Genomic DNA, 25,216 nt, shown 5'->3' with positions numbered 1-25,216 from the left:
TCCTGTGGCTATGGGTCCCGGATCTGCGCTCGCGTGCTCGCTTGTCCGGGACGACAGCGGGGGTTGCTCGCACCAGTTCGAGTGCGGCGTGCCCGCTAGCATCCTGCAAAATCCCTGGCGACTCCTGCTCGCGATCAACGCGGCGGTCATCGTCGGCGTGTTCATCCACAAGATCCAGCTGCCGCCCTACGTCCCCTACATCCATCTCCTCGTCGACTATCATTTCGGTTTCATCAAGCGCGCGCTGATCGGGGCGATCGTCGCGCTGTTCACGGACAAGGTGCCGGTTTGGCTGGTGTTCGCGCTCGGCGGTGCGACGTGGCTGGTGACGCTCGGGCTGTACGCAAGGCTGTTCCAGAAAACGTTCGGCTTCACTGCAAGGACGCTGCCGCTGTTCGTCTTCATCGCGGGGTCGCCGTTCTTCCTCAAGAACTTCATGCACACGCTCGGCCATTTCGACATCTATGGCTGCGCACTCGCGCTGATCCTGCTGCTGATGCCGGCGGGCTCGTTGCTGTTCGTCGCAACGGCCGCATTGTTCTCGGCCATCCTCGTGCTGATCCACCACATCCATCTCCTGATGTATGTGCCGGCGATCATCACCATCGTCGTGATCAGGCACTATCTCGCACACGGCATCTCGAGAGCGAATGTCGCGTTCGGTTTGGTGGCGCTGCTCTGCGTGAGCGCGCTGTTCTTCGCGGCCCAGTTCCTGGGAACGATGCCGATCCCGGAAGCGGATTTCGTTGCCTACCTGAAGACCCGGATGGCCGATCCGGCGCGGACCGACCTCCTGCAATTCGCCTACATCTGGTACCAGCCGCTGGCGAAGGAGGTCTCGGATACCTGGGGCCGCCTGCCGCACAACATCCTCGGCGTGCCCGTGTTTGCCCTGCTGATCTGGCTGCACACACCACTCTGGCGCTATTTTGCCAGCCTGATCGGCGCGCTCGCAAACGGCATGCACCGGCGCCTCGTGCTCGCGGCGCTGATCAGCGTCAGCCTCGCCTATCTCGTGATGTTCGCCATGGTGTTCGACTATTCGCGCTGGATCTCGAACTGGGCGGTCTGCATGTTCCTGATCCTGCACGCCGTGACGATGCTGCCCGCCAAACAGCAAACTCCGCTGATTCCAGCCGAGGACCGCAACACGAACATCTTCGGTTTGGTCCTCACGCTGATCCCGCGCGTCGGCATCGTGCGACCGTTTTAGAATCTCGCCCGGCGAATTCGCACATAGAGCGCGCCCTCTCCGCCGTGGCCGATATGCGCCTCCTCGAACCCGACGACGAAGGCGCGGAATTCCGGCAGGCTCAGCCATTCCGGCACCTGCCGGCGGAGCACGCCGCTTTCGCCGCCGCTCCGTCCCTTGCCTGTGATGACGAGCACGAACGTCATGCCGTCGTGATGGGCGCGGTGCAGGAAGCCGGTCAACGCGCGATGCGCGCGCATCTGGGTCATGCCGTGCAGATCGAGCCGCGCCTCGATCTCGCTGCGGCCGCGCGACAATTTCGTGCGCTCGCGCTTGCCCAGCGGTGCCAGCGGCGGCATGGCCGGCTTTGTTACGCGTACCGCCGGCGCAGCAGCGATAGGCCGTAGCGATGGTGCTGGCCGCGTGGCCGGCGGCGCGGGCGAGGGCTCGGTGCGCGGCGTGGCCTGCGCCTTCGCCGCGCGATGCTTCCGCAGCGGCTTGACCTGTTTCGCGACGAGGTCCCACAGCTCGCGCTCCTCCTCGCTCAGCGCGCGGCGGCGCGGCGAGGGACGAGGCTCCAGCACGGGCGGACGGGACGATCGCTTCATTGCTGTTGATGGGGACGATTTTTCACCGGCCGCCGCGGTCCCTGAACGGGCTCTATCACGGGACGCGGCACTGGCAACGGAACCGGATTGGCGACAGCGACCGTCTCACCTTTACCTTGCGCCACGGCTGCGCCGGGAGCCGCCGGCTTGGCCTGATCCTTGGACGGATCCTTGGACGGATCCTTGGCCTGGTCGATTTGCGGGAACAGTTTTGCGATCTTCTCCGACGGCCGCGGGTCCGGCACCGGCAGCTTCGCGCCACGGGCGCTGGGATCGAGGCCCTTCGGCACCAACATGACAAAGTGCATGGGATGGCGCAGCCGCCCGGAGACGCGACCGGCCTCCTGGCCGGCGCCAAAGTAGAGATCGGCGCGCGCCGGGCCGATGATGGCAGAGCCGGTGTCCTGCGCGATCATCAGCCGGTGGAACGGGGTCTTGGAGCGCTCGGAGTCGATCGGCAGCTCGCCCTCGATGAAGAATGGCGTACCGTAGACATGCAGCGCCTTGTCGACCGCGATCGAGCGGCCGGCGGTTAGCGGAATGCCCTGCGCACCGACCGCTTCTTCCTTGTCGGACAGATTGACCTCGCGGAAGAAGATGTAGGACCGGTTCTGGCGGCGCAGATCCTTGGCGCCATCGGGGTTCTGCGCCATCCACTCCCTGATCTTCTGCATCGACATCTCTTCCTTCGGAATGATGCCGCGCTCGATCAGGACGCGACCGACAGCGGTGTAGGGATAACCGTTATAGGCGTCGTAATTCAGCCGGACCGTGCCGCCGTCGTCGAACTTGATCCGCGCCGAGCCCTGGATCTGGGCGAACAGCAGATCGGTCGGGTCCTTCAGCCAGGCGATCTCCAGCCCGCGGCCGGAGATCTTGCCGTCCTCGATCTCGCCGCGATCGTAATAGGGCACCAGCTTGCGGCGGCCGATCTTGCGATAGACCGGCCCCTTGTTGGGCAGGCTGAGCGAGTCCTGCTTGTAGCCGCGCACGAACAGGTTCGAGGGTCGGCGATAGACCGGAACGTTGTAGACGTCGGTCTGCGTGCGCGATCCCTCCAGCACCGGCTCGTAATAGCCGGTGACGAAGCCGTCGGGCTCGCCAAGCCGCGAGATCCGCAGCGGCGAAAAATTCTCCTCGAAGAAAGTCTTTGCCTTGGCGTCGTCGCCGAGATCGAGCGACTTGGCGGCCCGGCAGGGCTCGCTCAGCGAGCCGCCAAGCGCCTTCGGCTCAGCCGCACCGGTCTGCGCGTTGATCGTCCGGCAGCTCGCGCGGAACGTCTTGTAGGCGGCCAGATGGTCGTCATCGCTCCAGCCCTTCACGTCCGCCCAGGCCAGCGGCAGATACTGCGCGCCGGGAATTTCGAACGGCAGGGGGAGCTGCGGATAGGGCAAGGCTCGCGGTGGGGCTGCGGGCAGTGCCGGGAGATGATGGTGATGGTTGCGATAGTGGCGTCGTGCCGCCTCGGCGCCGAGCGAAAACGACGACAGCACGACGGCACCTGCGCAAAGCGCCGTCGCGCTGTTCTTCAGGAAATTCTTAATTCGCGCTTCCGGTGCCAACCAGCTTCCAGTTTGGATCGCGAGAGGTGATGTCGCGGGCGAACGTCCAGATGTCGGTGATGTCGGCGACCGTGTCCGCACTACCGTCGACGATGTTGCCGGTCTTGTCGCGGGTGGCCGAGATCATCTGCGAGACGAATCGTATGGTGAGCTGGGCGGTGCGGTCGCGCAGCTCGGCACCGACGAGTTCGGCCTTGTCGATCGAGACGAAGCGCGTCTCGGTCTTCTGCTCGTTCTTCTCGCGCTCCTTGATGGCGGCGTCGAAGCTGTCATAGACCTCCGACGACAGCAGGTCGCGCAGCGCGCGGCGGTCGCCATTGGCAAAGGCCAGCACGATCATCTCATAAGCGCCGCGAGCACCTGAGATGAAATGGCGCGGGTCGAAGGTGGAATCCTTTTCGACGATGGCATCGAGACCCTGGGCGAGCGCGGTGCCCGGCTCGGTCAGGCCCTTCCAGCGGTCGGAGGGCGGGGTCGGCTCGGCCGTCGGCGCCAGCGGGGCCTGATCGATCACCTTGCCCGGCATGGTCACGACGTTCTTGTCCTGGGCACCCCCCAGCGCATTGCGAGCGGCGGTGCGGTCGAACGGCGGCCGCTCGTTACCTGTCCGCTGCCCCAGCACGCTGCGCAGCCTCAGGAAGATGAAGACCGCCAGCGCCAGGAAGATGATGGTGTAGATGTCCACGTGGTATCCGCTTTCTGGTCTTCGCTAAGAGGGGCCGTCTCGGGGTCGTCGCCGGGAAAATCAATCCGGCCAGTAGACCGTTCCATACGGGAACGGCAAGTCTACATCACCATTTTAGGTCCGCGCGTCTGGTCCGTGGGATGTAGGCACGAAATCTTGCCCGGCCAATGGCGCCTTTTGGCACAGCGCCGAGTGTAGCGCGTTTTATGCTTAAGGGGAAACCCGATCCTGCCCGGAAATCGCGCATCTTCAATCGTTTAACGCCAGATTTCGCCGAATCGGCCGGGTCAACGTCACAGTTTCGGGGGCGGCCGGGATAACCCGATCCGGGACCGTTCGTCCTTGTGGAATGAGGCGGCCCTATGTTAGCCAACCGCCGCGAAATTCAGCCCCAATCGGGTAAGGAGAGACTCTCATGACCAACGGCAACGGCACCCCTCCCGAGGCGGCCCAGGCTGCCCAGCTCAACGTTCTGGCGCAGTATATCAAGGACCTTTCGTTCGAGAATCCGAACGCACCGACCTCGCTCCAGCAGCAGGGCCAGCCGCCCCAGATCAACATCCAGATCAATGTCGGCGCCAGCAATCTCAGCGAAACCGAGTTCGAGGTGACGCTGTCGGTCGAGGGCAAGGCCGAGACCGCCGGTAAGATCATGTTCTCGTTCGAGCTCGCCTATGCCGGCGTGTTCCGCATCACCAACGTGCCGAAGGAGAATTTGCATCCGCTGGTCATGATCGAATGCCCGCGTCTGCTGTTCCCGTTCGCCCGCGAGATCATCGCAACCGCCGTGCGCGACGGCGGGTTCCCGCCCCTGATGCTGGATCCGGTCGACTTCGTCGGTCTCTATCGTCAGAACATGGAGCGGCAAATGGCCGCTCAGCAGACGAGCGGTCAGGCCTAACCGGCCGGAGAAGCGACTGGAGCGGGCAGGAACTCGTTCCAGATCGCCTTGTCGCCGAGCGTTGCGATGAAAGCCCGATGGGCCTCGCGCTCGGCCTCGGAAATCCGCGGCGCAAGCGGCACCGACCGCTGCCGCCGCGGCGCGTCGCCAGCCGCATTGACGCGGATGTCCTCGGCCTCCGACGCCAGCAGCAGCTGCGACTGCCGTGCCCCGACCAGATCGACATAGACTTCCGCGAGCAGCTCGGCGTCGAGCAGCGCACCGTGCTTGGTGCGGTGTGAATTGTCGATCGAATAACGCGAGCAGAGATCGTCGAGCCGGTTCGACACGCCGGGATGCTTGCGCCGCGCCAGCAGCAGCGTATCGACCAACCGCTCACGCGGGATCGCCGCGCGTTTGACCTTGTCGAGCTCGGCATTGATGAAGCCGATGTCGAACGAAGCGTTGTGGATCACCAGCGGCGCATCGCCGATGAACTCCAGAAATGCATCGACGACTTCGTGGAACAGCGGCTTCGCCGACAGGAATTCGGCCGACAGCCCGTGCACCGCAAAGGCTTCCGCCGGCATGTCCCGTTCAGGATTGATATAGACGTGATACGTCTGTCCCGTCGGCATGCGGTTGAAAATCTCGACGCAGCCGATTTCGACCAGACGATCGCCGCGGAGCGGATCGAGGCCGGTGGTTTCGGTGTCGAGAACGATTTCGCGCATGATTTAAGACGCCGTGTGAGGCGGCGAATCAGGCCCGCCGCTGCGGCATCTTAACGACCTCGGCCAGGATGTGCGTGATTTGGGCGCGCACGGGTTCAAGTCCGTGTGACGTATCCACTACGAAATCGGCCCGCTTGCGCTTCTCGGCATCCGGCGTCTGCTTGGCGATGATCGCGTCGAGCTTGGCCTCGTCCATCGTGCCGCGCTCCAGCACACGCTTGCGCTGGAGTTCCGGCGAGGTCGACACCACGACGACGGCATCGACCCGCTTCTCGCCGCCGGTTTCGAACAGCAGCGGGATATCCAGGACCACGACGGGCGCCGCGGCTGCTTCCGCATCGGCGAAGAATTTTTGCCGGGAGGCGCCGAGCATCGGATGGACGATCTGCTCGAGCTGCTTGATCGCGGCCGGATCATGCACGACGCGCGCGGACAGTTTCGGCCGGTCGACTTTGCCGTTTGCGGTGGTGCCAGGGAAGGCGGCCTCGATCGCAGGCGCGGCCTCGCCCTCGTAGAGCTGGTGAACGGCGGCATCGGCGTCGTAGACGGGAACGCCGGCCTCCGCGAACAATTTCGCGGTGGTGGATTTTCCCATCCCGATCGAGCCGGTCAGTCCAAGGATCCGCATCAGCGCGCAGCCATCTCTGTCATTCACACCGCAACTAGCCGTTCGCGCCGCAGGAACGCAAGCAGCGGCAGCAGCGGCAGGCCGAGAATGGTGAAATGGTCACCCTCGATGCGCTCGAACAGATGGCTGCCGAGACCTTCGAGCTGATAGGCGCCGACGCTGGTCGTCACCGCATCGCCGGCGGCGTCGAGATAGGCTGAAAGCTCCGTTTCGGTCATCGGCCGCATGGTCATGCGGGCCACCGAAACATCCTCGAAAACAATCTTGCCATCTCGCGCCACGGCCACCGCGGAATTCAGCTCGTGGCTTTTGCCGGCGAGGTCGAGCAATTGCGCCATCGCCTGTGCGCGGCCTGCGGGCTTGTTGAAAAGACGCTCGCCCAGAGCCAGGGTCTGGTCGGCACCGATCACATAGCTCCCCGGATGACTGGCCGAGACCGCCTTGGCCTTCTCGCGCGCCAGCAACAGGGCGATTTCATGCGAGCCTGAAAGTTCTGAGGCGGCCTGAATGCCACGCTCGTCGATATCGGCCGTAATCGCCTTGAACTCCAGCCCGGCACTGGCCAGCAGCATCTTTCGCGCGCTGCTCTGCGAGGCCAGTATCAACGGAGTTTCGCCGCGCCAGAGAGACATCGCCGAAACTATTCCGTGGGCCGGTTGCGCTGGCGATCACTGTAGAGCTTCATGATCGCCGCGGCGGTTTCCTCGATAGATCGCCGCGTGACGTCGAGCAGCGGCCAATCGTGCTTGGCGCTGAGCTTGCGCGCGAACGCGACTTCCTCGGTGACTGACTGTCTGTCGGTATAGGTGTCGCTGCCGGAGTCGGCCCCCAGGGAGAGCAGGCGATTCTGACGGATCTGAATCAGGCGTTCCGGCGTCGCATGCAGGCTCACCACCAGTGGCCGTGTCAATTTCTCCAGTTGTTCGGGCACCGGAATGCCCGGAACCAGCGGCACGTTGGCGGTACGGATGCCGCGATTGGCCAGATAGATCGACGTTGGTGTCTTGGAGGTGCGTGAGACACCGACGAGCACCACGTCGGCATCGTCGAGACCTTCGACATGCTGGCCGTCGTCATGGATCATCGTGTAGTTCAGCGCATCGATGCGCTTGAAATATTCTGCATTGAGGACGTGCTGGGCGCCGACGCGGCCCGTGGTCGCAGCACCGAGATAGGCTTCGAACAACTGCATCACCGGCCCGATGATCGACAGGCTCGGAACATTGATCTCCTTGCACTTGTCCTCGAGCCGGGAGACCAGATCCTTCTCCAGCAGCGTGAACAGCACGATCCCCGGCGCCTCCTCGATCTCGTCGAGCACGCGATCGAGCTGCTTCTGGCTCCGCACCAGCGGATAGACATGCTCGACCGGGGTTACGTTGGCGTACTGCGCGGCAACGGCGCGTGCGACCGTGATCAGCGTCTCACCAGTGGAGTCGGAGACGAGGTGCAGATGGAAATAATTGTTCGAGGTCGGCACAAAAGCCCTTTGTATGGAGGCGGTGTGGTTTGTGGATTTCTGTGGACCTTAACCGCTCGGAAAGGGTTGTGCGACACCAGGGGCGGGACAACCGCCAATTTTCTTCACACCACTGCCCATCGGAACAAGTCGGGCGGCCCGCTGAGGGGGAAACGGGATTGCGCGGACAACCCGCTTGATAAACTGCCGACAGAAACACGCAAGCCTTTGAAGCTGGCCGACTTATCGGAAGCCACCGGAGCCGTCCGGGATATGTTGATGGATGTGAACAAGCACGCGTGAACTCGCGGACGGAATTGCGTGAGTCCAATCCACGGTCACATAGACTCAAACCTTAAGAATCTAAGATTCTAGATTTGAGGAAGGCGCTCCCGACGGATATGTGTGCAGGGTAAGACCTTAACGAGTTCTTACTATCCCCAGCGTTCCCTGCGCTGGGCGGAAATCCGGGCGCAGAAAATGTTCGAAGACGTCTATCTCTGGATCAAGGCGCTGCATGTGATCGCCGTCATCTCCTGGATGGCGGGCATGCTCTATCTACCGCGGCTGTTCGTTTATCACTCCGAGGCCGAGATCGGCTCCAAGCAGTCGGAAACGTTCAAGGTGATGGAGCGCCGGCTGCTCAAGGCGATCATCAACCCCGCCATGATCGTCACATGGCTGGCCGGGCTCTATCTCGCCTGGTCCGGCCACTGGTTCTCTTTCGGGTGGCTGCACGTAAAACTGGCACTGGTCCTGGTAATGTCCGCGGTCCACGGCTTTTTTTCACGCTGGTGCAAGGATTTTGCCGCCGACCGGCGTCCGCGCAGCCAGAAATTCTATCGGATTATCAATGAGGTGCCGACTGTTCTGATGATTTTCATCGTCATCATGGTGATCGTGAAACCGTTCTAGGCAAGGCTTGCGATGAATCGCTCAGCGCTTCGGCTTGCGGAGTGGGGAGCGATTTTCTATATTAGCGATATCCCACCCAACGCAGGCGGATGTGGTTGTGTCTGAGCTTTCCAGAGGCCGGACACCGCATCAGGTTTGAAGCCTCACCGGCACTCTCCTTGCCAGACCTGCGGACCTTACCTTCTCACGTCCGCATTTCAGAGCCTCCTCGCACCCCCTCCCAAGGTTACCCCACAGGACCACCCCAATGCGGGAAATTAAACTCCAGGACCTCAAGTCGAAGACGCCGGCCGAGCTCGTCTCGTTCGCCGAAGAGAATGGGGTCGAGAATGCCAGCACCATGCGCAAGCAGGAGCTGTTGTTTGCCATCCTCAAGCAGCTTGCGCTGGCCGAAACCGACATCGTCGGCGAAGGCGTCGTCGAGGTGCTCTCCGACGGCTTCGGCTTCCTCCGCTCGCCCGATGCGAATTATCTGCCGGGCCCGGACGACATCTACGTCTCGCCCTCGCAGATCCGCCGTTTCGGTCTGCGCACCGGCGACACCATCGAAGGCCACATTCGCAGCCCGAAAGAGGGCGAGCGCTATTTCGCGCTGCTGAAGGTCAACACACTCAATTTCGAGGACCCGGAAAAGGCCAAGCACAAGGTCAATTTCGACAACCTCACGCCGCTGTTTCCGAATCAGCGTTTCCGCATGGAAATCGACGATCCGACGCGGAAAGACCTTTCTGCAAGGGTGATCGACATCGTCGCGCCGATCGGCAAGGGCCAGCGCGCGCTGATCGTCGCGCCGCCGCGTACCGGTAAAACTGTGCTGATGCAGAACATCGCGCACTCGATTACGCACAATCATCCCGAATGCTATCTGATCGTGCTTCTGATCGACGAACGTCCGGAAGAAGTCACGGACATGCAGCGCTCTGTGAAGGGCGAGGTCGTGTCGTCGACCTTCGACGAGCCGGCGGTGCGTCACGTCCAGGTCGCCGAGATGGTGATCGAGAAGGCCAAGCGCCTGGTCGAGCATGGCCGCGACGTCGTGATCCTGCTCGATTCGATCACCCGCCTCGGCCGCGCCTACAACACCGTGGTGCCGTCATCCGGCAAGGTGCTGACCGGCGGTGTCGACGCCAACGCGCTGCAGCGCCCGAAGCGCTTCTTCGGTGCCGCCCGCAACATCGAGGAGGGCGGCTCGCTGACCATCATCGCGACCGCGCTGGTCGATACCGGCAGCCGCATGGACGAAGTCATCTTCGAAGAGTTCAAGGGAACCGGTAACTCGGAACTGATCCTGGACCGCAAGGTCTCGGACAAGCGCACTTTCCCTGCGATCGACATCTCGCGCTCCGGCACCCGCAAGGAGGAGCTCATCACAGATACGCAGGTGCTCAAGAAGATGTACGTGCTCCGCCGGATCCTCAACCCGATGGGGACGATGGACGCAATCGACTTCCTGCTCGACAAGCTGCGCTCGACCAAGAGCAATTCGGAGTTCTTCGACTCGATGAACACCTGAGTGCGATGCAGCATGAGATCAGAGGGCGCCTTCGGGCGCCCTTTTCTTTTGTGCGGCCTTGCTGCGGAGAGGTGCAGCATGGCGATGGGACGAAGGGAAATCCGGGTTTGCCGGAAGCTGTTGATATATTTACGCAATGCTTGACTTTGGCGATTTGTCGATGTCAGAGCGCGGCTGCTTCTGCAGCAAAATGCTGCACCGTATATTGCATCGCAATATAGCCGTTGCTGCGGGCCAGAGCGCAGCAAAAGGGGGTGGCGGCATCGCGAGAACGGGCCGTTTGCCTTTTCCCCGCCAGCCGGACAAATAGGCCATGCATCCGCGAGACCAGACCATCTTTGCGCTGTCGTCCGGCCGTGCGCCGAGCGCGATCGCTGTGGTGCGCGTGTCGGGCCCGCAGGCAGGCCTGGCGCTGACGACCCTTGCGGGCGAGCGGCCGGCGCCGAGACAGGCCAGCCACCGACTGCTCAGGGATGGCGGGGGCCAGCCGATCGACGATGCGGTCGTGCTCTGGTTTCCAGGGCCGAAAAGCGCGACCGGAGAGGACGTCGCTGAATTCCACGTCCATGGCGGCCGCGCGGTGCTGGCGGCGCTCCTGGCAGCTATTTCTGTAATTCCGAATATGCGGGCGGCCGAGCCCGGCGAATTCACGCGGCGCGCTTTCGAGAACGGCAAGCTCGATCTCACCGAGGCCGAGGGCCTCGACGATCTCATCCATGCCGACACGGACCGGCAGCGCCGCCAGGCGCTGCGTCAGTTGCAGGGCTTGCTCGGCAATCGCGCGCGCGATTGGCGTGAGCGCATCATCGAGGCCTCGGCGCTGATCGAGGCCGGCATCGATTTCTCCGACGAGGGCGACGTGCCGGCCGAGCTGAGGGTGCCGGCGGTGAAAGCGATCAAAGCGCTGCATGCCGAAATCACAGAAGTCCTTGCGGCACAGGGACATTCTGAACGCCTGCGCGATGGCCTGGTGGTTGCGATTGCGGGCGAGCCGAATGTCGGCAAGTCGACTCTGATCAACCAGCTCACGCGCCGCGAGGTCGCGATCGTCTCGCCGCATGCCGGCACCACGCGCGACGTGATCGAGGTGCAGCTCGATCTCGATGGTTATCCCGTCACGGTCATCGACACCGCCGGTATCCGCGAGACCGACGATCCCGTGGAGCAGGAAGGTGTGCGCCGGGCGCGGGCGCGCGCCGAAGACGCCGACCTCGTGCTGTGGCTGGTGGAGGGCGGACACGCCGTCGATCCGGGCGCGATGCGCTCGCTCGGGAAGTCTGGCCCCAGCAGTGATCGATCACGCGGCTCGGTCTGGATCGTCCGCAACAAGATCGATCTTGGCGGGGCGGGGGGAGTCGGGCTGCACGGCGAGTTCGGGATCTCGGCGAGCCGGGGAGACGGCGTTCCCGACCTGATCGATGCCCTCGTGAAATTCGCAGCCGAGTTTTTCGGGACGACCGAGGGCGCGTTGGTGACCCGCGCCCGCCAGCGAGATCTGTTGCGCCGGGCATCGGACAGCTTGCGCCGGAGCCTGGAGCTTGTAGAAGACGGCGAGGAACTCGCGGCCGAAGAGCTGCGTGCTGCGGCCTATGCCTTGGGCCGGCTGTTGGGCCGGGTCGACGTCGAGGATGTCCTTGGGGCCATCTTCCAGAAATTTTGCATCGGAAAGTAGCGCTAGTTCTTCATTGTAGAACTAGGCCTTGTTCATTCCTTGTGTTTCACGAGAAACAGCAACGGGATGGGTTCCGGTCCTGTTTCACGTGGAACAGATGCTTGCGGGCTCGGGCGCTGTTTCGCGTGAAACAGGAGGACGATTCGCCAGCCCCCGGTCCGAGCGGCTCGTGCACAGGGTCTGATCGTCTGACGGGTTGTAAGGCTCGTGGCCGGCGGCCGTCCCCCAAGCTCGTCATTGCGAGGAGCCCTTGCGACGAAGCAATCCAGACTGCTTCCACGGAGGGATTCTGGATTGCTTCGCTCCGCTCGCGACGATGGTGTAGCCCGATCGCTTGTGCCCAGAGCCGTGCGAGATCTCGCCAGGAGTTCTCTCCCGGTTAGGCGCATCTTGTTTCACGTGAAACAGCAGCTCGCTCAATGCCCCTTCTACTGTGCATGGGGTTGTTTTCGCGAAAATGCGAACCGCCTCCTGGCCGCACCGTTTCACGTGAAACAGCCGCCTCACCCAGTTTCTACTTCCGGCTTTTCGGCCTCTGCGATAGAAGTCCGCGCATGCGAACAGAGCGAGAGAGTTTCGACGTCATCGTCATTGGCGGCGGCCACGCCGGCTGTGAAGCCGCGGCTGCTTCCGCTCGGATGGGCGCGACGACCGCTCTGGTGACGCACCGCTTCTCCACCGTCGGCGCGATGTCCTGCAATCCCGCCATTGGCGGTCTCGGCAAGGGCCACCTGGTCCGCGAAGTCGATGCCCTCGATGGTTTGATGGGCCGGGTCGGCGATGCCGGCGGCATCCAGTTTCGCGTCCTCAATCGCCGCAAGGGTCCGGCTGTCCGTGGTCCGCGGGCCCAGGCCGACCGGAAGCTCTATGCTGCCGCCATGCAGGCCGCGATCGCGGAGACCGAGGGTCTTTCCGTTGTCGAAGGCGAGGCGGACGAGCTGATCGTGGTCGATGGCCGGGTGACTGGACTGCGTCTGGCGGACGGTCGGGAGCTTCGGGCAGGGGCGGTCGTCGTCACCACCGGCACCTTCCTCCGCGGTCTGATCCATCTCGGCGAGAAGAACTGGCCCGCTGGCCGCGTCGGTGAGGCACCGGCCATGGGTCTTTCGAGCTCCTTTGAGCGGGCCGGCTTCACTCTTGGACGGCTCAAGACCGGGACGCCGCCTCGTCTGGACGGCACCACGATCGACTGGTCCGCGGTTGAAATGCAGCCCGGAGACGAGCCGCCAGAGCCATTCTCAGTGATGACGGACCGGATCACGACCCCGCAGATCCAGTGCGGGATCACCCGGACCACGTCCGCGACCCATGAGGTGATCCGGGCCAACGTTCATCGCTCCCCGATGTACTCCGGCCAGATCAAGAGCTCCGGGCCGCGCTATTGCCCGTCCATCGAGGACAAGATCGTCCGCTTTGGCGACCGCGATGGCCATCAGATCTTCCTGGAGCCGGAAGGGCTCGACGATAGCACCGTCTATCCCAACGGCATCTCGACCTCGCTGCCGGAGGAGGTCCAACTCGCGATCCTCGCGACCATCCCCGGCCTTGAGCGGGTCAAGATGGTCCGTCCGGGCTATGCCATCGAATACGACCATATCGACCCCCGCGAACTCGATCCGACCCTTCAGACCAAGCGTCTCCGCGGCCTGTTCCTGGCCGGGCAGATCAACGGTACGACGGGATACGAGGAAGCTGCCGGGCAGGGTATCGTGGCTGGCCTGAATGCAGCTTTGGCCGCGAGCGGCGCCGCTCTGACCGTTTTCGACCGCGCAGACGGCTATCTCGGCGTGATGATCGACGACCTCGTCACCCGCGGCATCAGCGAACCCTATCGGATGTTCACCTCGCGGGCCGAGTATCGGCTGACGCTGCGGGCTGACAATGCCGATCAGCGCCTTACCGAGAAGGGGATCGCACTTGGATGCGTCGGAAGTGCCCGGACGCAGCATCACCGTGCCAAGATGGGCGCTCTGAATGCGGCCAGGACGCTGTCGAAATCCCTGACGATCACGCCGAACGAGGCGATCAAGCACGGGCTGTCCCTGAACCGCGATGGTCAGCGCCGGTCGGCCTTCGAGCTGATGGCCTATCCGGACATCGGCTGGAGCCAGGTCCGGACCATCTGGCCGGAGCTGTCGGCGACCGACCCCGTTATTGCTACCCATCTGGAGATCGACGCCAAGTACGACGTCTACCTGGAGCGCCAGAGCGCCGATGTCGAAGCTTTCAGGCGCGATGAGGGGATGGTGCTGTCGGACGTCGACTATCAGCAGGTCCCCGGTCTCTCCAACGAGGTGCGGGCCAAGCTGGAGAAGGCGCGGCCGTTCACCGTCGGCCAGGCTGGCCGGATCGACGGAATGACGCCGGCAGCGCTCGGCATCCTCGCGGCCTATCTCCGGCGCGAGGCACGGAAGACCTCAAAGGCGATCGCATAGGCGTTTCACGTGAAACAGCGCGGGCCGGGCGGCAGATCGTCATCAGGGAAACCATCGGCGGGTGAGGGCGCGGGTCGTCGATTCGAACCGGCGCCGGCCAGACCGAAGATCGACAAAGCCAGTGCCAACGATCGGTCGCTGGACTCCATCATCGCCGCGGACAAGTTCGCGGCGCTCAGGCTCGCTCCCGTTTCACATGAAACGGAAGCGCGCCTCGATCGCTACATCGCGCTGCTCCGGGAGTGGCAGGCGAAGACCAATCTGGTCGCGCCCTCCACCTTGCCGCAGCTCTGGACCCGGCACATCGCCGACTCGCTCCAGCTCGTCGATCTCGCGCCGTCGGCCAAACGCTGGGCTGACCTCGGCAGCGGCGGCGGCTTTCCCGGAATCGTCCTCGCCTGTGCCATGGCCGGGACGCCGGGCGCCAGCGTCCATCTCGTCGAGCGAATCGCCAAGAAGGCCGCCTTTCTGCGCGAAGCGATCCGCGTCACCACATCTCCGGGGGTCGTACATCTCGCTGAGATCGGGGATAATGTGGATAGAATCACCGGCCCCGTCGATTGCGTCACCGCGCGTGCGCTGGCTCCGCTACATCAACTCATAGGCTTTGCGGAGCCGCTGATGCGCCAGGGCGCAAAGGCGCTGTTTCTTAAGGGTCAAGATGTAGAGGCTGAATTGACCGAAGCCGCTAAATATTGGAATATTCAGCCGCAGCTTCACCAGAGCCGTACAGGCGACGGTTGGATCGTCGAGCTGATGTCCGTCGAGCGGCGCGGCTGAGGCGTTCAGGGGTCGAGTGGGGAATTTGCGATGAGCGTGACTGACGAACCGCAGCAAGAACAGACCGCCCAAGAAGAGACCACCCAAGAACAGGCCGCTGAGGTCCCACAGGGCCACCCGCGCATCCTGGCGCTGGCGAATCAGAAGGGCGGCGTGGGAAAAACAACCACCGCGATCAATCTTGGCACGGCACTCGCTGCGATCGGCGAGCGCGTCCTGATCGTGGATCTCGATCCGCAGGGCAACGCCTCGACCGGCCTCGGCATCGACCGCCGCAACCGCTCCTGCTCGACCTATGACGTGCTGATCGGTGAAGCCCCTCTGCGTGAAGCCGTCGTGTCGACCGCGGTACCGCGGCTGCACATCGCGCCGTCGACCATGGACCTCTCCGGCCTCGAGCTCGAGCTCGGCACCACGCCCGGGCGCGCGTTCAAGCTGCGTGACGCCATCGGCGCGCTCAACAACAACGTCTCGCCGGACGCCGATTACACCTATGTGCTGATCGACTGCCCGCCCTCGCTCAACCTGCTCACGGTGAACGCGATGGCCGCCTCGGATGCGATCCTGGTGCCGCTGCAGTGCGAGTTCTTCGCGCTCGAAGGTCTGTCGCAATTGCTCCAGACGGTGGAGCAGGTGCGCTCGACGCTCAATCCGAACCTGTCGATCCACGGCATCGTGCTGACCATGTTCGACTCGCGCAACAACCTCTCGAACCAGGTCGTCGCCGACGTTCGCCAGTTCATGGGTGAGAAGGTCTACAAGACCATGATCCCGCGCAACGTGCGCATCTCGGAGGCGCCGTCCTACGGCAAGCCGGTCCTGGTCTACGATCTCAAATGCGTCGGCAGCGAAGCTTATCTGCGGCTCGCCACCGAAGTGATCCAGCGCGAGCGCGAGCTGCGCGTCGCGCATTGACGATGCCGTAGGGTGGGTAAAGGCGTGTTCGCCGTGCCCACCATCTTCCGCACACAACTGGTGGGCACGCTTCGCTTTGCCCACCCTACGATAATTCAGTTCTGGAGTGCTGCACCGTGAATCCAAGGGAGCTGGCGATGGCTGACGAAGCGCGTTCGCGACTGGGCCGGGGTCTTGCGAGTCTGATCGGCGATGTCGGTGGCGAGGCTCAGCATGTCGATCGTCCGCGCGCGCAGCGCAAGGTGCCGATCGAATTCATCAAGCCCAATCCGCGCAACCCGCGCCGTGCCTTTTCGGAAACGGAGCTCAAGGAGCTCTCCGATTCGATCAAGCAGCACGGCGTGATCCAGCCGATCGTCGTGCGTCCGGTGAAGGGCGCGCAGGATCGCTTCGAGATCATCGCCGGTGAACGGCGCTGGCGCGCCTCGCAGATGGCCGGCCTGCATGAAGTGCCGATCGTCCCCGTCGACATCAGCGACAGCGATGCGCTGGAGTTCGCGATCGTCGAGAACGTGCAGCGCGAAGACCTCAACCCGATGGAAGAGGCGCTGGGCTATCACGCGCTCGCCAACGAGTTCAAACGCAGCCAGGACGACATCGCAAAAGTCGTCGGCAAGAGCCGCAGCCACATCGCCAACATGATGCGGTTGACGAAGCTGCCGACCGAGGTGCAGGCGCTGATCACGAGCGGCGATCTGACCGCCGGCCACGCCCGCGCGCTGATCGGCGTGCCCGATCCGCTCGCGGCCGCCAGGCGCATCGTCGAGGAAGGCCTCAACGTCCGCCAGGCCGAGGCGCTCGCGCACGAAGAGGGTGTGCCGGAACGCAAGCCGCAGAAGGCACGCGCCAGCGGGGGCAAGGACAAGGACCCCGACACGATCGACCTCGAAAAGCGCGTCAGCGATGCGCTCGGGCTCAAGGTCACCGTCAATCACCGCGATCCCGGCGGCTCCGTCCAGATCAACTACCGCAACCTCGATCAGCTCGACGAGGTGATGAAGCGGCTCGCGAAGGGCGCGCTGTAAGCACACCAACTCTATCCCGTCACCCTGAGGTGGCCGCTTCTTCAGCGGCCCTCGAAGGGCGACGGCCCGGCTGTATCGGGGCCGTTCATCCTTCGAGGCTCGCGCCGCGTTGCGCCGCGCGGCTCGCACCTCAGGATGACGGATTTGGTGCTTCGCTCGATCGTTGCGAGCACAACTCTCTCCATCGTCATTGCGAGCGCAGCGAAGCAATCCAGACTGCCTCCGCGGCGGGATTCTGGATTGCTTCGTCGCTTGCGCTCCTCGCAATGACGACGAGGGGACGGCTCAGCCGCGCCGCTTCGCATTCGCGGCGATGGCCATCAGCGTGCGCTGGGCGATTGCCGCGGCGAGCGTCGATTGCTTGCGGGTGTCGAGCGCGGCGGTCGCGAGCTGCTCGATGATTGCGGCGAGCCGCGCTACGCTGAAATTGCGCAGCGCAGTTTCCACCGCCGGCTTTCGCGAAAAATGCAGGCGCGGATAGCCGCCCTCGAGCACGGCGGAGGCAGGCTGGCCATCGGCGATCGCGAGCGCGGATTTGTGCAGCCACGCGGCCTGGCGCTGCGCGGCGGAGATGATCACGCCCGGATAGGTGCCGGCGATCATGGCCTTTGCAAACTCGGTCTCGACGATGTCGGGCCGACCGGCGAAGGCACCGTCGACGATGGGATCGAGCTTCAGCTCGGACGCATCGGCGACCACGGACATCACGTCATCCAGCGTGATCTCGCCTTTGCCATGTGCATAGAGTGTCAGCTTGCGCAGCTCATTGCGCGAGGCCTGGCGGTCGCCGCCGAGGAATGACATCAGCGCCGCGCGGGCATCCTGCGCGATGCGCAAACTGGCGATGCGGAGCTCGTCGTCCATCAGCTTGGCAAGGTCGCGCTCGGTGTCGGGGTAGCAGCCGATTGCGACGGCCGCCTTGGCGCGCTCGCAGGCTTTGCGCAGTGGCGATTCCGGGCGCAGCTCGCCGGCCTCGATCACGATGCGGCAATCCTTCACGCCCATCTCCGCCAGCGTATCGATACCGCTGGCAAAGCTGCGGGAGCCGGCGCGGACACGGATGGCGCGCCGGCCGCCGAACAGCGGCACCGTCATGGCTTCATCGACGAGCCGCGACGGCTCGGCGGAGAGTTCGTCGCCGTCGAGCTTGACGAGTGAGAAGGGATCGTTGGGGTCGTCGACGGCCGAGGCAATCAGTGCATCGGCGCGCTCGCGTACGAGGCCGGCATCGGGACCGTAGAGCAGGATGATCGGTCGGCCCGCGTCGGGACGGGCGAGGAAGGCGTCGATCTCTTTTCCGCGCAGCGCGACCATGGTGCCTGGGTTCGTCCATTCCGCGGGGCGCTCCTCGAGCGCCCGAAATGGCTGGAGCGGTCTATGTGCCGGCGGTGAAGAACGAGGCGAGCCGGGTCGTGATGTTCTCGGCGATCTCGTTGGCGGCACGATCCTCGGCATCGCGCAAGGCCCGGTTGCGGGCAAAGCGCTGATAGGAGCCGGGCATGTCATAGGACACGCGCGAGAACGTCGTGCCGGTCATGACCGACTTGCCGCTGACGACCTCGATCAGATTGTACTGGGCATCGATGCCGTAGTTTTCACTGCTCGGCAGGCCGGTATTGGGATCGACGATCAGCGACGATTTGCTGCTCGCGAAGCGAATCTCCAGGCGGTGGGTCGGCGACATGCCCGTGGCCGTGCCGTAGAGCTTGAACGCCAGGGCATTGCGGACCTCGACGCCGACGCGGGCTTCCCGGGAGGCATTCGGCTTGGCGATTGGCGGGAGATCGACCCCCATCAGCTTTTCGCGCAGGCCGGGGGTGCCGTCGGTACGCTCGGCATACATCGGCTGGAAGCAGCCGGCCGTCAGCGCCGCCAATGCGGCAACCGCCAGCAAGCGGGCTGCGATGCGGATCCTAGCCGACAACATTCACGATCCTCTTGGGGACGATGATCACCTTGCGGACGGGCTTGCCGTCCAGGGCCAGCTTTACCGCATCGAGGGCCAAAACGGCAGCCTCGATTTCCGGATTCTGGGCCGCTGTTGCAACTGTGACCTCACCCCGCTTCTTGCCGTTGACCTGGACCACCAGGGTCACGCTGTCTTCAACCAGCAAATCGCGTTCGATTTGGGGCCAATCGGCCTCGGAAACCAGTCCGCCATGGCCCAGAACCTGCCAGCACTCCTCGGCCAGATGCGGCATCATCGGGGAGAACAGCTGGACCAGGATCTGGCTGGCCTCCCGGATCGCCCAGGCAAGGTCAGGGGCGGGCTGGCCGGGGCGCTGGAGCACCTCCGAAAACGCATTGGCGAATTCGCGGATATGGGCAAGGCAGACATTGAAGTGCAGCCGCTCGATCCCGGTGGTGACCTTGTCCAGCGCGCCATGGGCGGCCTTGCGCAAGGCGGTCGCATCCTCGCCAAACCCGGCCGGCCGGGCCTCTGACGCAGCCTTGCAGAGTTCCACCGCATCGTTCACCAGCCGCCACAGCCGCTGTACGAAGCGCGAGGCGCCCTGGACGCGCTCGTCGCTCCAGATCACGTCGCGGTCGGGCGGGGAGTCCGACAGCATGAACCAGCGGGCGACGTCGGCGCCGTAAGTCTCGATGATGTCGTCGGGGTCGACCGTGTTCTTCTTCGACTTCGACATCTTCTCGATCGGGCCGATCTGGATGTCTTCGCCTGAGGTCAGCAGCGTCGCGCGCCTGCCATTGCCGCCGACTTCGATCTTCACCTCGGCCGGCTGCACATAGGTGCCGTCGGCCTTTTGGTAGGTTTCGTGCACCACCATGCCCTGGGTGAACATGCCGGCGAACGGCTCGTCCAGTGCAATGTGCCCGGTCGCCTTCATCGCGCGGGTGAAGAAGCGGCTGTAGAGCAGATGCAGGATCGCGTGCTCGACGCCGCCGATATACTGGTCGACCGGCAGCATCCGGTTGGCGACCGCGGGCGTCGTCGGCGCGTTCTCGTTCCAGGGATCGGTGAAGCGCGCAAAGTACCAGGACGAATCCACGAAGGTGTCCATGGTGTCGGTTTCGCGCTGGGCCTTACCGCCGCATTTCGGGCAGGTGACGTGCTTCCACGTCGGATGATGGTCGAGCGCGTTGCCCGGCTTGTCGAAGGTCGCATCCTCCGGCAGCGTCACCGGCAGGTCGGCATCCGGCACCGGCACGACGTCGCACTTCGGGCAGTGGATCACCGGAATCGGGCAGCCCCAATAGCGCTGGCGCGAAATGCCCCAGTCGCGCAGGCGGAAATTGACCTGACGCTCGCCGACCGGCGCGTTGCCGCGCAGCTCGTTTTCAAGACGTTTTGCAACTTCGTCCTTGGCCTGATCGATCGTCATGCCGTCGAGGAAGCGCGAATTGATCATGCGGCCGTCGCCGTCATAGGCGGTGTCGGTGATGACGAAGGTCTTGGGATCCTGGCCCTCGGGGCACACCACCGGAATGTTGCCGAGATTGTACTTGTTGACGAAGTCGAGGTCGCGCTGGTCATGCGCGGGGCAGCCGAAGATCGCGCCGGTGCCGTATTCCATCAGCACGAAGTTGGCGACATAGACCGGCAGCTTCCAGCTCGGGTCGAACGGATGCACCGCGCGGATGCCGGTGTCGAAACCCTGCTTCTCGGCGGTATCGATAATCTCCTGCGCAGTACCGATCTTCTTGATGTCGGCGATGAACTGGGCAAGCTTCGGGTTCTTCGCGGCAGCTGCCTGCGCCAGCGGATGATCCGACGAGATCGCCATGAATTTCGCGCCGAACAAGGTGTCCGGGCGCGTCGTGAATATCTTCAGCTCGCTCTCGCCAGCGGGCGTCGTCGCCTGATCCAGCGCGAAGCGGACCAGCAGGCCCTCGGAGCGGCCGATCCAGTTGCGCTGCATCAGCCGCACCTTGTCGGGCCAGCGATCGAGCCCATCAAGCGCGGACAGCAGCTCCTGCGAGTACTTCGTGATCTTGAAGACCCACTGGCTCATTTCCCGTTGTTCGACAACGGCACCCGAGCGCCAGCCGCGGCCGTCGATCACCTGCTCGTTGGCGAGCACGGTCATGTCGACCGGATCCCAGTTGAGCTTGCGCTTCTCACGCTCGGCGAGGCCCGCGCCGAGCATGTCCAGAAACATCTTCTGCTGATGCTTGTAGTAGCTGGGATCGCAGGTCGCGAATTCGCGGGACCAGTCCAGCGACAGCCCGATCGAGCGGAGCTGCTTCTTCATCGCGGCGATGTTGTCGTAGGTCCAGGCCTTCGGCGCGACCTTGCGCTCGATGGCGGCGTTCTCGGCCGGCAGGCCGAAAGCGTCCCAGCCCATCGGGTGCAGCACGTTGAAGCCCTTGGCGCGCATGAAGCGGGCCAGCACGTCGCCGAGCGTGTAGTTGCGGACATGGCCGATATGGATGCGCCCGGACGGGTAGGGGAACATCTCCAGGACGTAGTATTTCGGCCGCGAATCGTCGTTCTTCGAGACGAAGATCGCCTGCTGGTCCCAGGCAGCCTGCCAGCGCGGTTCGGCGTCGCGGGCGTTGTAGCGTTCGGAGGTCATGGAATCGTTGGGTTTTCGTGGATTCGGCCGTCTAAAGACGGCGGACTAGGCCATAAAAGTCCTTAGGGGGTCAATGGGTTGCCGCTGGCTGCAGCCCCCCGCAATGCTGCTCCGCTAAAGTACGGAGCGCCCATTGGGATCGGATTAAGGGGTCGGTGCGAGGTTGGCCGCCAACAGCACCCCGCCAGGCGATGGAATCAGGCTTCCGCCGACGCCGACCAATTTTGCCGTCTGGTTCCAATATTTCGCAGGCAGCCATGATGACCTGCGCAACGCCATCGATCTCCTGATCGACCACAACCGTCCCTTCGACGCCAGGACCAATCAGGACCTGTTCGAGACCTATGTCGCGCCCCGGGCCGTCGCCGTCGCCTCCGAGACGTCCGAGCGGCTGCATGCCCTCATGGGGGCGGCGAAGGAGTTTCTGGCGACGGCGATCGCCGACAATCACTCCCAGATGCAGGCGATCAGCGAGGTCGCTGATCAGGACAAGGCCGGCGTCGATCCGAAGGCGCTGGTCGCCCAGCTCATGAACGAGCTGGCGCGGGCCGCCACGAGGGCGACGCGGCTCGAGGCAGGCTTTGCGGAAAAGACCCGCGAGCTCGACGTGATCCGCGACTCGCTCTCCAAGTCCGAAGAGCGCGCCCGGACCGATACGCTGACGGGCCTCGCAAACCGGCGGGCGCTCGATGAATTCCTGCGCAAGGCGCAGGCGACTGCGGATTGGGGCGAGCCGCTCAGCGTGCTGATGCTCGACATCGACCACTTCAAGACCTTCAACGACAATTTCGGCCATGGCGTCGGCGACCAGGTGCTGCGCCTGATGGCGAAAGTGTTGCGCGAAAAAGTTCGCGAGCAGGATTTGTCGGCCCGCTACGGCGGCGAGGAGCTGATCGCGGTGCTGCCGGATGCCGATCTTGCCACTTGCGCCGAGATCGCCGAGCGCATCAGGCGCGCGATCGCCGAATGCACCATCACGCGCCGCTCGACCGGCGAGACCCTGCCCAACATCAGCGTGTCGATCGGTGTGGCGCAGTACCGGACCGGCGAAGCGATCACCGATCTGATCGAGCGCTGCGACCGCGCGCTCTATCTCGCCAAGGGCGGCGGCCGCAATCGCGTGGTGACGGAGATCGAGCTCGATCGCGCCGGAGCCGCGGGCTAGGCGCTCGCCGCCAGGATCATGTCGGCCGGGCCGTTCTCGATCGCCTGCACGCCGTGCTCGACGACGTTGTTGCGGCCGCGGTGTTTTGCGGCGTAGAGCGCGGCGTCGGCGGCTTCGATGAGATCACCCGGACGCAGACTCTCGTTGGGCTTTGCCGCCGCGACGCCGATCGAGACCGTGACGATCATGTGGGCGGAGGTGATGTGCGGCAGGCACAGCTTCAGCACGGCCGCACGCACCTGCTCGCCGATCTCGACGGCGTGGTTCACATCGGTGTTCGGCAGCAGCAGGCAGAACTCCTCGCCGCCATAGCGGGCCGCAAATCCCATCGTGTCGGCCGCGATGCCGGACAACGATTCGCCGAGCCGGGTCAGGCAGGAATCGCCCTCGAGATGGCCGTAGGTGTCGTTGAACAGCTTGAAGTGATCCACGTCGATCATCAGCAGCGCGAGCTCGCTGCCATATTGCTGCGCGCGCATCCATTCGAAGTCGAGCCGGCTCTGGAAGCCGCGGCGATTGGCCAGCCCCGACAGCATGTCGATCGAGGCCATCACGGTCAGGCGGTCGTTGCTCGCGATCAGCTCGCGCTCGCGCTGGCTGAGCTGCGCGGCCATCGCGTTGAACGCGCGGGCCAGCGGCACGAACTCGGCCGGCAGCCGGTTGCGCGCGGCGCGCGCCGAGAGATCGCCCTCGCCGAGGCGCTTGGCCATGTCCGCCAGCATCTCGATCGGCTTGATCACGAGTTTTTCCGCGGCAATCAGCGCGCCGAGCAGCACGAAAACGACGACGAACGCGAGCTGGAGATAGGCGGTGCGGATGTCGCGGCTGACCGCCGCGGACACCTTGTCCTCGTCGATGCTGGCAATCAGGCGGGCATTGGTGCCGGCGATGCGGATATAGCTGACCGCGCGGCGGGAGCCGTCGGCGGCGAGGAAAGAGAGTGAGCCCTCGTCCTGGTCCGAACGCAGCGCCCTGTCGGCGATCGCGGACATCAGCGGCATGTTGTCGAGCGGACGGCCGATCGCGCTGTGCTGGTCGGCGGGCGCGGCCAGCACGGTGCCGGCGCTGTCGACCAGCACGGCGGTGATGCCGGCACGACCGCCGAGATTGCTCATGACCTTCGACATCCAGTCGAGGTTCACGGTGGCGAGCACGACGGCATCCGCCACACCGCTGAAGGCCGACACCGGATAGACCGCCATGACGGTCGGCGACGGCACGGGCCGCGACAGGATGAAGTCGCTCAGCACGAAGCGGCCGGTTTCCTGCGCCTGCTGGAAGTAAGGCCGGTCGCTGAGGTCGAGGCCCACATACATGTTGTTGGTGGCGCACTGGATGCGTCCGTCCTGGCCGGCGATCAACAGCGTGCGGATCCAGGGAAGGTTCGACGGCAGGCTCGCGCGCAGCACGTCGCAGCTCTTGCTGATGCCGCCGGCGGAGGCGCGGATGAAGGCTTCAGATTTCAGGATGGTCTCGACCGACGAGATCACTTCGCGCTGCGCATCGGCGCTGTGTCTTGCAATGGTGGTGAATTCGGTCGCGGCCTGCGCGATCTGCCGCGCGCGCGTGTCCTCGAGCGAACGGATGCGCTCGAACATCAAGGGCGTCACCAGAATCACCGCGAGCAACGCAAGCCGTGCCCGGATTCCGAGAACCTGCTTGAGTTTCGCTCGTTTGCGGTTGAAACTGACTTTTGCCATCTTCGCTGCCCACCCCATGGGCCAAGGTAAAGCGAAGGGTTCAAAAACTCTTTCTTGAACTCGGTAAAATTGGACTTACCTCGGTTACGATCGCAATCAATCGACGTCATGACAGAAGAAAACGCCGCGCCGGTAACCGGTCATTCACCAAACGCGCTCGCCGCGGTCGAAGCCGAAATTGCGCGCGCCTGCAAGGAAGCGCGGCGCGATCGCGCCTCCGTGACGCTGATCGCGGTGTCCAAGACTTTCGCCGCGGATGCAATCACGCCGGTCATCGACGCCGGACAGCGCGTATTTGGCGAGAATCGGGTGCAGGAGGCCAAGGGCAAATGGCCGGCGTTAACGTCCGCTTATTCCGGTATCGCGCTGCATCTGATCGGGCCGCTGCAATCCAACAAGGCAAAGGAGGCGGTGGCGCTGTTCGATGCCATCCATTCGGTTGACCGCCCGAGCATTTGCCAGGCGTTAGCCAAGGAAATCGAATCCCAGAACAGGCACCCGGAACTGTTCGTCCAGATCAATATCGGCGAGGAGCCGCAGAAGGCCGGCATCGCTCCCGGCGAGGCCGATGCCTTCATCGCGAGCTGCCGCGACACCTATGGGCTGACGATTTCCGGGTTGATGTGCATCCCGCCGGTCGACGAGCCGCCGGCGGCCCATTTCGCGCTGACGGCCAAGATCGCGCAGCGCAATGGATTGAAGAAGCTCTCGATGGGCATGAGCGCGGATTTCACGAACGCCATCATGCTCGGTGCCACGCATGTGCGCGTGGGGAGTGCGATCTTCGGACACCGGTAAGAGCCGTCATCG

Annotated in this window: 22 protein-coding genes; 11 read left to right on the top strand and 11 right to left on the bottom strand. The window is 64.0% G+C overall.

Going from position 1 to position 25,216, the window contains the following annotated elements; genetic code table 11:
• Positions 1–88: 88 nt before the first annotated feature.
• On the top strand, positions 89–1,213 hold the full coding sequence (locus tag JQ627_RS14870) for a hypothetical protein (RefSeq protein WP_212484922.1): 1,125 nt from the start codon (positions 89–91) through the stop codon (positions 1,211–1,213).
• On the opposite strand, the gene JQ627_RS14865 is transcribed toward JQ627_RS14870, so the two are convergent.
• Genes JQ627_RS14865 through JQ627_RS14855 form a run of 3 tightly spaced genes read right to left on the bottom strand, consistent with a single transcriptional unit; the run spans position 1,210 to position 4,047 of the window.
• Complete coding sequence (locus tag JQ627_RS14865) at positions 1,210–1,800, bottom strand: Smr/MutS family protein (protein WP_212484921.1); 591 nt, start codon at positions 1,798–1,800, stop codon at positions 1,210–1,212. The genes JQ627_RS14870 and JQ627_RS14865 overlap by 4 nt on opposite strands.
• On the bottom strand, positions 1,797–3,362 hold the full coding sequence (locus tag JQ627_RS14860; protein WP_212484920.1) for a murein transglycosylase A: 1,566 nt from the start codon (positions 3,360–3,362) through the stop codon (positions 1,797–1,799). Before JQ627_RS14860 ends, JQ627_RS14865 begins: the two co-directional genes overlap by 4 nt.
• A complete protein-coding gene (locus JQ627_RS14855) occupies positions 3,340–4,047 on the bottom strand; it encodes a Tim44/TimA family putative adaptor protein (RefSeq protein ID WP_212484919.1) in 708 nt (235 codons plus the stop codon). The genes JQ627_RS14860 and JQ627_RS14855 overlap by 23 nt, the downstream gene beginning before the upstream one ends.
• A gap of 415 nt (positions 4,048–4,462) precedes the next feature.
• On the opposite strand from JQ627_RS14855, the gene secB reads away from it, so the two are divergent.
• Positions 4,463–4,948: a protein-export chaperone SecB gene (secB, locus tag JQ627_RS14850; RefSeq protein ID WP_212484918.1), complete on the top strand. Its 486-nt coding sequence runs from the start codon at positions 4,463–4,465 to the stop codon at positions 4,946–4,948.
• Here secB and dnaQ read toward each other — a convergent pair.
• The 4 genes from dnaQ to JQ627_RS14830 are packed head-to-tail and all read right to left on the bottom strand — an operon-like array spanning position 4,945 to position 7,769.
• Positions 4,945–5,661, bottom strand: a complete 717-nt coding sequence (dnaQ, locus tag JQ627_RS14845) for a DNA polymerase III subunit epsilon (protein ID WP_212484917.1) — start codon at positions 5,659–5,661, stop codon at positions 4,945–4,947. The genes secB and dnaQ overlap by 4 nt on opposite strands.
• A 28-nt stretch (positions 5,662–5,689) precedes the next feature.
• Positions 5,690–6,289, bottom strand: coding sequence for a dephospho-CoA kinase (gene coaE / locus JQ627_RS14840; protein ID WP_212484916.1), 600 nt, complete (start codon positions 6,287–6,289; stop codon positions 5,690–5,692).
• Between the two features lie 23 nt (positions 6,290–6,312).
• Positions 6,313–6,921 carry a Maf family protein gene (locus JQ627_RS14835; protein WP_212484915.1) on the bottom strand — a complete coding sequence of 203 codons (609 nt, stop codon included), beginning with the start codon at positions 6,919–6,921 and terminating at the stop codon, positions 6,313–6,315.
• An 8-nt stretch (positions 6,922–6,929) separates the two neighbouring features.
• Positions 6,930–7,769, bottom strand: a complete 840-nt coding sequence (locus JQ627_RS14830; protein WP_212484914.1) for a pyruvate, water dikinase regulatory protein — start codon at positions 7,767–7,769, stop codon at positions 6,930–6,932.
• Between the two features lie 459 nt (positions 7,770–8,228).
• Between JQ627_RS14830 and hemJ the strand changes: the two genes are divergently transcribed.
• The 7 genes from hemJ to JQ627_RS14795 all read left to right on the top strand — a co-directional run bounded on the left by hemJ (position 8,229) and on the right by JQ627_RS14795 (position 17,003).
• Complete coding sequence (hemJ, locus tag JQ627_RS14825; protein WP_212485108.1) at positions 8,229–8,663, top strand: protoporphyrinogen oxidase HemJ; 435 nt, start codon at positions 8,229–8,231, stop codon at positions 8,661–8,663.
• A gap of 247 nt (positions 8,664–8,910) precedes the next feature.
• Positions 8,911–10,176, top strand: a complete 1,266-nt coding sequence (rho, locus tag JQ627_RS14820) for a transcription termination factor Rho (protein ID WP_014490793.1) — start codon at positions 8,911–8,913, stop codon at positions 10,174–10,176.
• 313 nt (positions 10,177–10,489) lie between these two features.
• Positions 10,490–11,848 (top strand): tRNA uridine-5-carboxymethylaminomethyl(34) synthesis GTPase MnmE, encoded by a 1,359-nt coding sequence (mnmE, locus tag JQ627_RS14815; RefSeq protein ID WP_212484913.1) that lies wholly within the window; start codon positions 10,490–10,492, stop codon positions 11,846–11,848.
• A gap of 554 nt (positions 11,849–12,402) precedes the next feature.
• Entirely contained in the window at positions 12,403–14,283 is a 1,881-nt protein-coding gene (gene mnmG, locus JQ627_RS14810; protein ID WP_212484912.1) for a tRNA uridine-5-carboxymethylaminomethyl(34) synthesis enzyme MnmG, read from the top strand.
• 9 nt (positions 14,284–14,292) lie between these two features.
• Positions 14,293–15,063: a 16S rRNA (guanine(527)-N(7))-methyltransferase RsmG gene (rsmG, locus tag JQ627_RS14805; protein ID WP_312015762.1), complete on the top strand. Its 771-nt coding sequence runs from the start codon at positions 14,293–14,295 to the stop codon at positions 15,061–15,063.
• 30 nt (positions 15,064–15,093) lie between these two features.
• Positions 15,094–15,978, top strand: a complete 885-nt coding sequence (locus tag JQ627_RS14800; RefSeq protein ID WP_212484911.1) for a ParA family protein — start codon at positions 15,094–15,096, stop codon at positions 15,976–15,978.
• A 137-nt stretch (positions 15,979–16,115) separates the two neighbouring features.
• Positions 16,116–17,003, top strand: coding sequence for a ParB/RepB/Spo0J family partition protein (locus JQ627_RS14795; protein WP_212484910.1), 888 nt, complete (start codon positions 16,116–16,118; stop codon positions 17,001–17,003).
• 285 nt (positions 17,004–17,288) lie between these two features.
• Here the strand turns inward: JQ627_RS14795 and holA are convergent, their stop codons facing one another.
• From holA to leuS, 3 genes are all read right to left on the bottom strand, one after another.
• Complete coding sequence (gene holA, locus JQ627_RS14790) at positions 17,289–18,317, bottom strand: DNA polymerase III subunit delta (RefSeq protein WP_212484909.1); 1,029 nt, start codon at positions 18,315–18,317, stop codon at positions 17,289–17,291.
• Between the two features lie 61 nt (positions 18,318–18,378).
• Positions 18,379–18,930 carry an LPS assembly lipoprotein LptE gene (gene lptE, locus JQ627_RS14785; protein WP_212484908.1) on the bottom strand — a complete coding sequence of 184 codons (552 nt, stop codon included), beginning with the start codon at positions 18,928–18,930 and terminating at the stop codon, positions 18,379–18,381.
• Positions 18,917–21,541, bottom strand: a complete 2,625-nt coding sequence (gene leuS / locus JQ627_RS14780; RefSeq protein WP_212484907.1) for a leucine--tRNA ligase — start codon at positions 21,539–21,541, stop codon at positions 18,917–18,919. The genes lptE and leuS overlap by 14 nt, the downstream gene beginning before the upstream one ends.
• Positions 21,542–21,704: 163 nt before the next feature.
• On the opposite strand from leuS, the gene JQ627_RS14775 reads away from it, so the two are divergent.
• Entirely contained in the window at positions 21,705–22,706 is a 1,002-nt protein-coding gene (locus JQ627_RS14775; RefSeq protein ID WP_249143096.1) for a GGDEF domain-containing protein, read from the top strand.
• Here JQ627_RS14775 and JQ627_RS14770 read toward each other — a convergent pair.
• Positions 22,703–24,406: a diguanylate cyclase domain-containing protein gene (locus tag JQ627_RS14770; protein WP_212484906.1), complete on the bottom strand. Its 1,704-nt coding sequence runs from the start codon at positions 24,404–24,406 to the stop codon at positions 22,703–22,705. The two genes, JQ627_RS14775 and JQ627_RS14770, sit on opposite strands and share 4 nt — an antisense overlap.
• Positions 24,407–24,514: 108 nt before the next feature.
• Between JQ627_RS14770 and JQ627_RS14765 the strand changes: the two genes are divergently transcribed.
• Positions 24,515–25,204: a YggS family pyridoxal phosphate-dependent enzyme gene (locus JQ627_RS14765; RefSeq protein WP_212484905.1), complete on the top strand. Its 690-nt coding sequence runs from the start codon at positions 24,515–24,517 to the stop codon at positions 25,202–25,204.
• Positions 25,205–25,216: the final 12 nt, after the last annotated feature.

The sequence above is a fragment of the Bradyrhizobium liaoningense genome, from assembly GCF_018130785.1.
In the GTDB taxonomy this organism is placed as follows: Bacteria; Pseudomonadota; Alphaproteobacteria; order Rhizobiales; family Xanthobacteraceae; genus Bradyrhizobium; species Bradyrhizobium liaoningense_A.
The sequence above is the reverse complement of the archived record's forward strand: the minus strand, read 5'-3'. Positions and strand labels throughout refer to the sequence as shown.

Bases quoted from the DNA above. Each gene is read 5' to 3' on its own strand.
- JQ627_RS14865 (WP_212484921.1), bottom strand. From the start codon at position 1,800: ATGAAGCGATCGTCCCGTCCGCCCGTGCTGGAGCCTCGTCCCTCGCCG.
- secB (WP_212484918.1), top strand. From the start codon at position 4,463: ATGACCAACGGCAACGGCACCCCTCCCGAGGCGGCCCAGGCTGCCCAG.
- dnaQ (WP_212484917.1), bottom strand. From the start codon at position 5,661: ATGCGCGAAATCGTTCTCGACACCGAAACCACCGGCCTCGATCCGCTC.
- coaE (WP_212484916.1), bottom strand. From the start codon at position 6,289: ATGCGGATCCTTGGACTGACCGGCTCGATCGGGATGGGAAAATCCACC.
- JQ627_RS14835 (WP_212484915.1), bottom strand. From the start codon at position 6,921: ATGTCTCTCTGGCGCGGCGAAACTCCGTTGATACTGGCCTCGCAGAGC.
- hemJ (WP_212485108.1), top strand. From the start codon at position 8,229: ATGTTCGAAGACGTCTATCTCTGGATCAAGGCGCTGCATGTGATCGCC.
- rho (WP_014490793.1), top strand. From the start codon at position 8,911: ATGCGGGAAATTAAACTCCAGGACCTCAAGTCGAAGACGCCGGCCGAG.
- mnmE (WP_212484913.1), top strand. From the start codon at position 10,490: ATGCATCCGCGAGACCAGACCATCTTTGCGCTGTCGTCCGGCCGTGCG.
- mnmG (WP_212484912.1), top strand. From the start codon at position 12,403: ATGCGAACAGAGCGAGAGAGTTTCGACGTCATCGTCATTGGCGGCGGC.
- JQ627_RS14800 (WP_212484911.1), top strand. From the start codon at position 15,094: ATGAGCGTGACTGACGAACCGCAGCAAGAACAGACCGCCCAAGAAGAG.
- JQ627_RS14795 (WP_212484910.1), top strand. From the start codon at position 16,116: ATGGCTGACGAAGCGCGTTCGCGACTGGGCCGGGGTCTTGCGAGTCTG.
- holA (WP_212484909.1), bottom strand. From the start codon at position 18,317: ATGGTCGCGCTGCGCGGAAAAGAGATCGACGCCTTCCTCGCCCGTCCC.
- lptE (WP_212484908.1), bottom strand. From the start codon at position 18,930: ATGTTGTCGGCTAGGATCCGCATCGCAGCCCGCTTGCTGGCGGTTGCC.
- leuS (WP_212484907.1), bottom strand. From the start codon at position 21,541: ATGACCTCCGAACGCTACAACGCCCGCGACGCCGAACCGCGCTGGCAG.
- JQ627_RS14770 (WP_212484906.1), bottom strand. From the start codon at position 24,406: ATGGCAAAAGTCAGTTTCAACCGCAAACGAGCGAAACTCAAGCAGGTT.
- JQ627_RS14765 (WP_212484905.1), top strand. From the start codon at position 24,515: ATGACAGAAGAAAACGCCGCGCCGGTAACCGGTCATTCACCAAACGCG.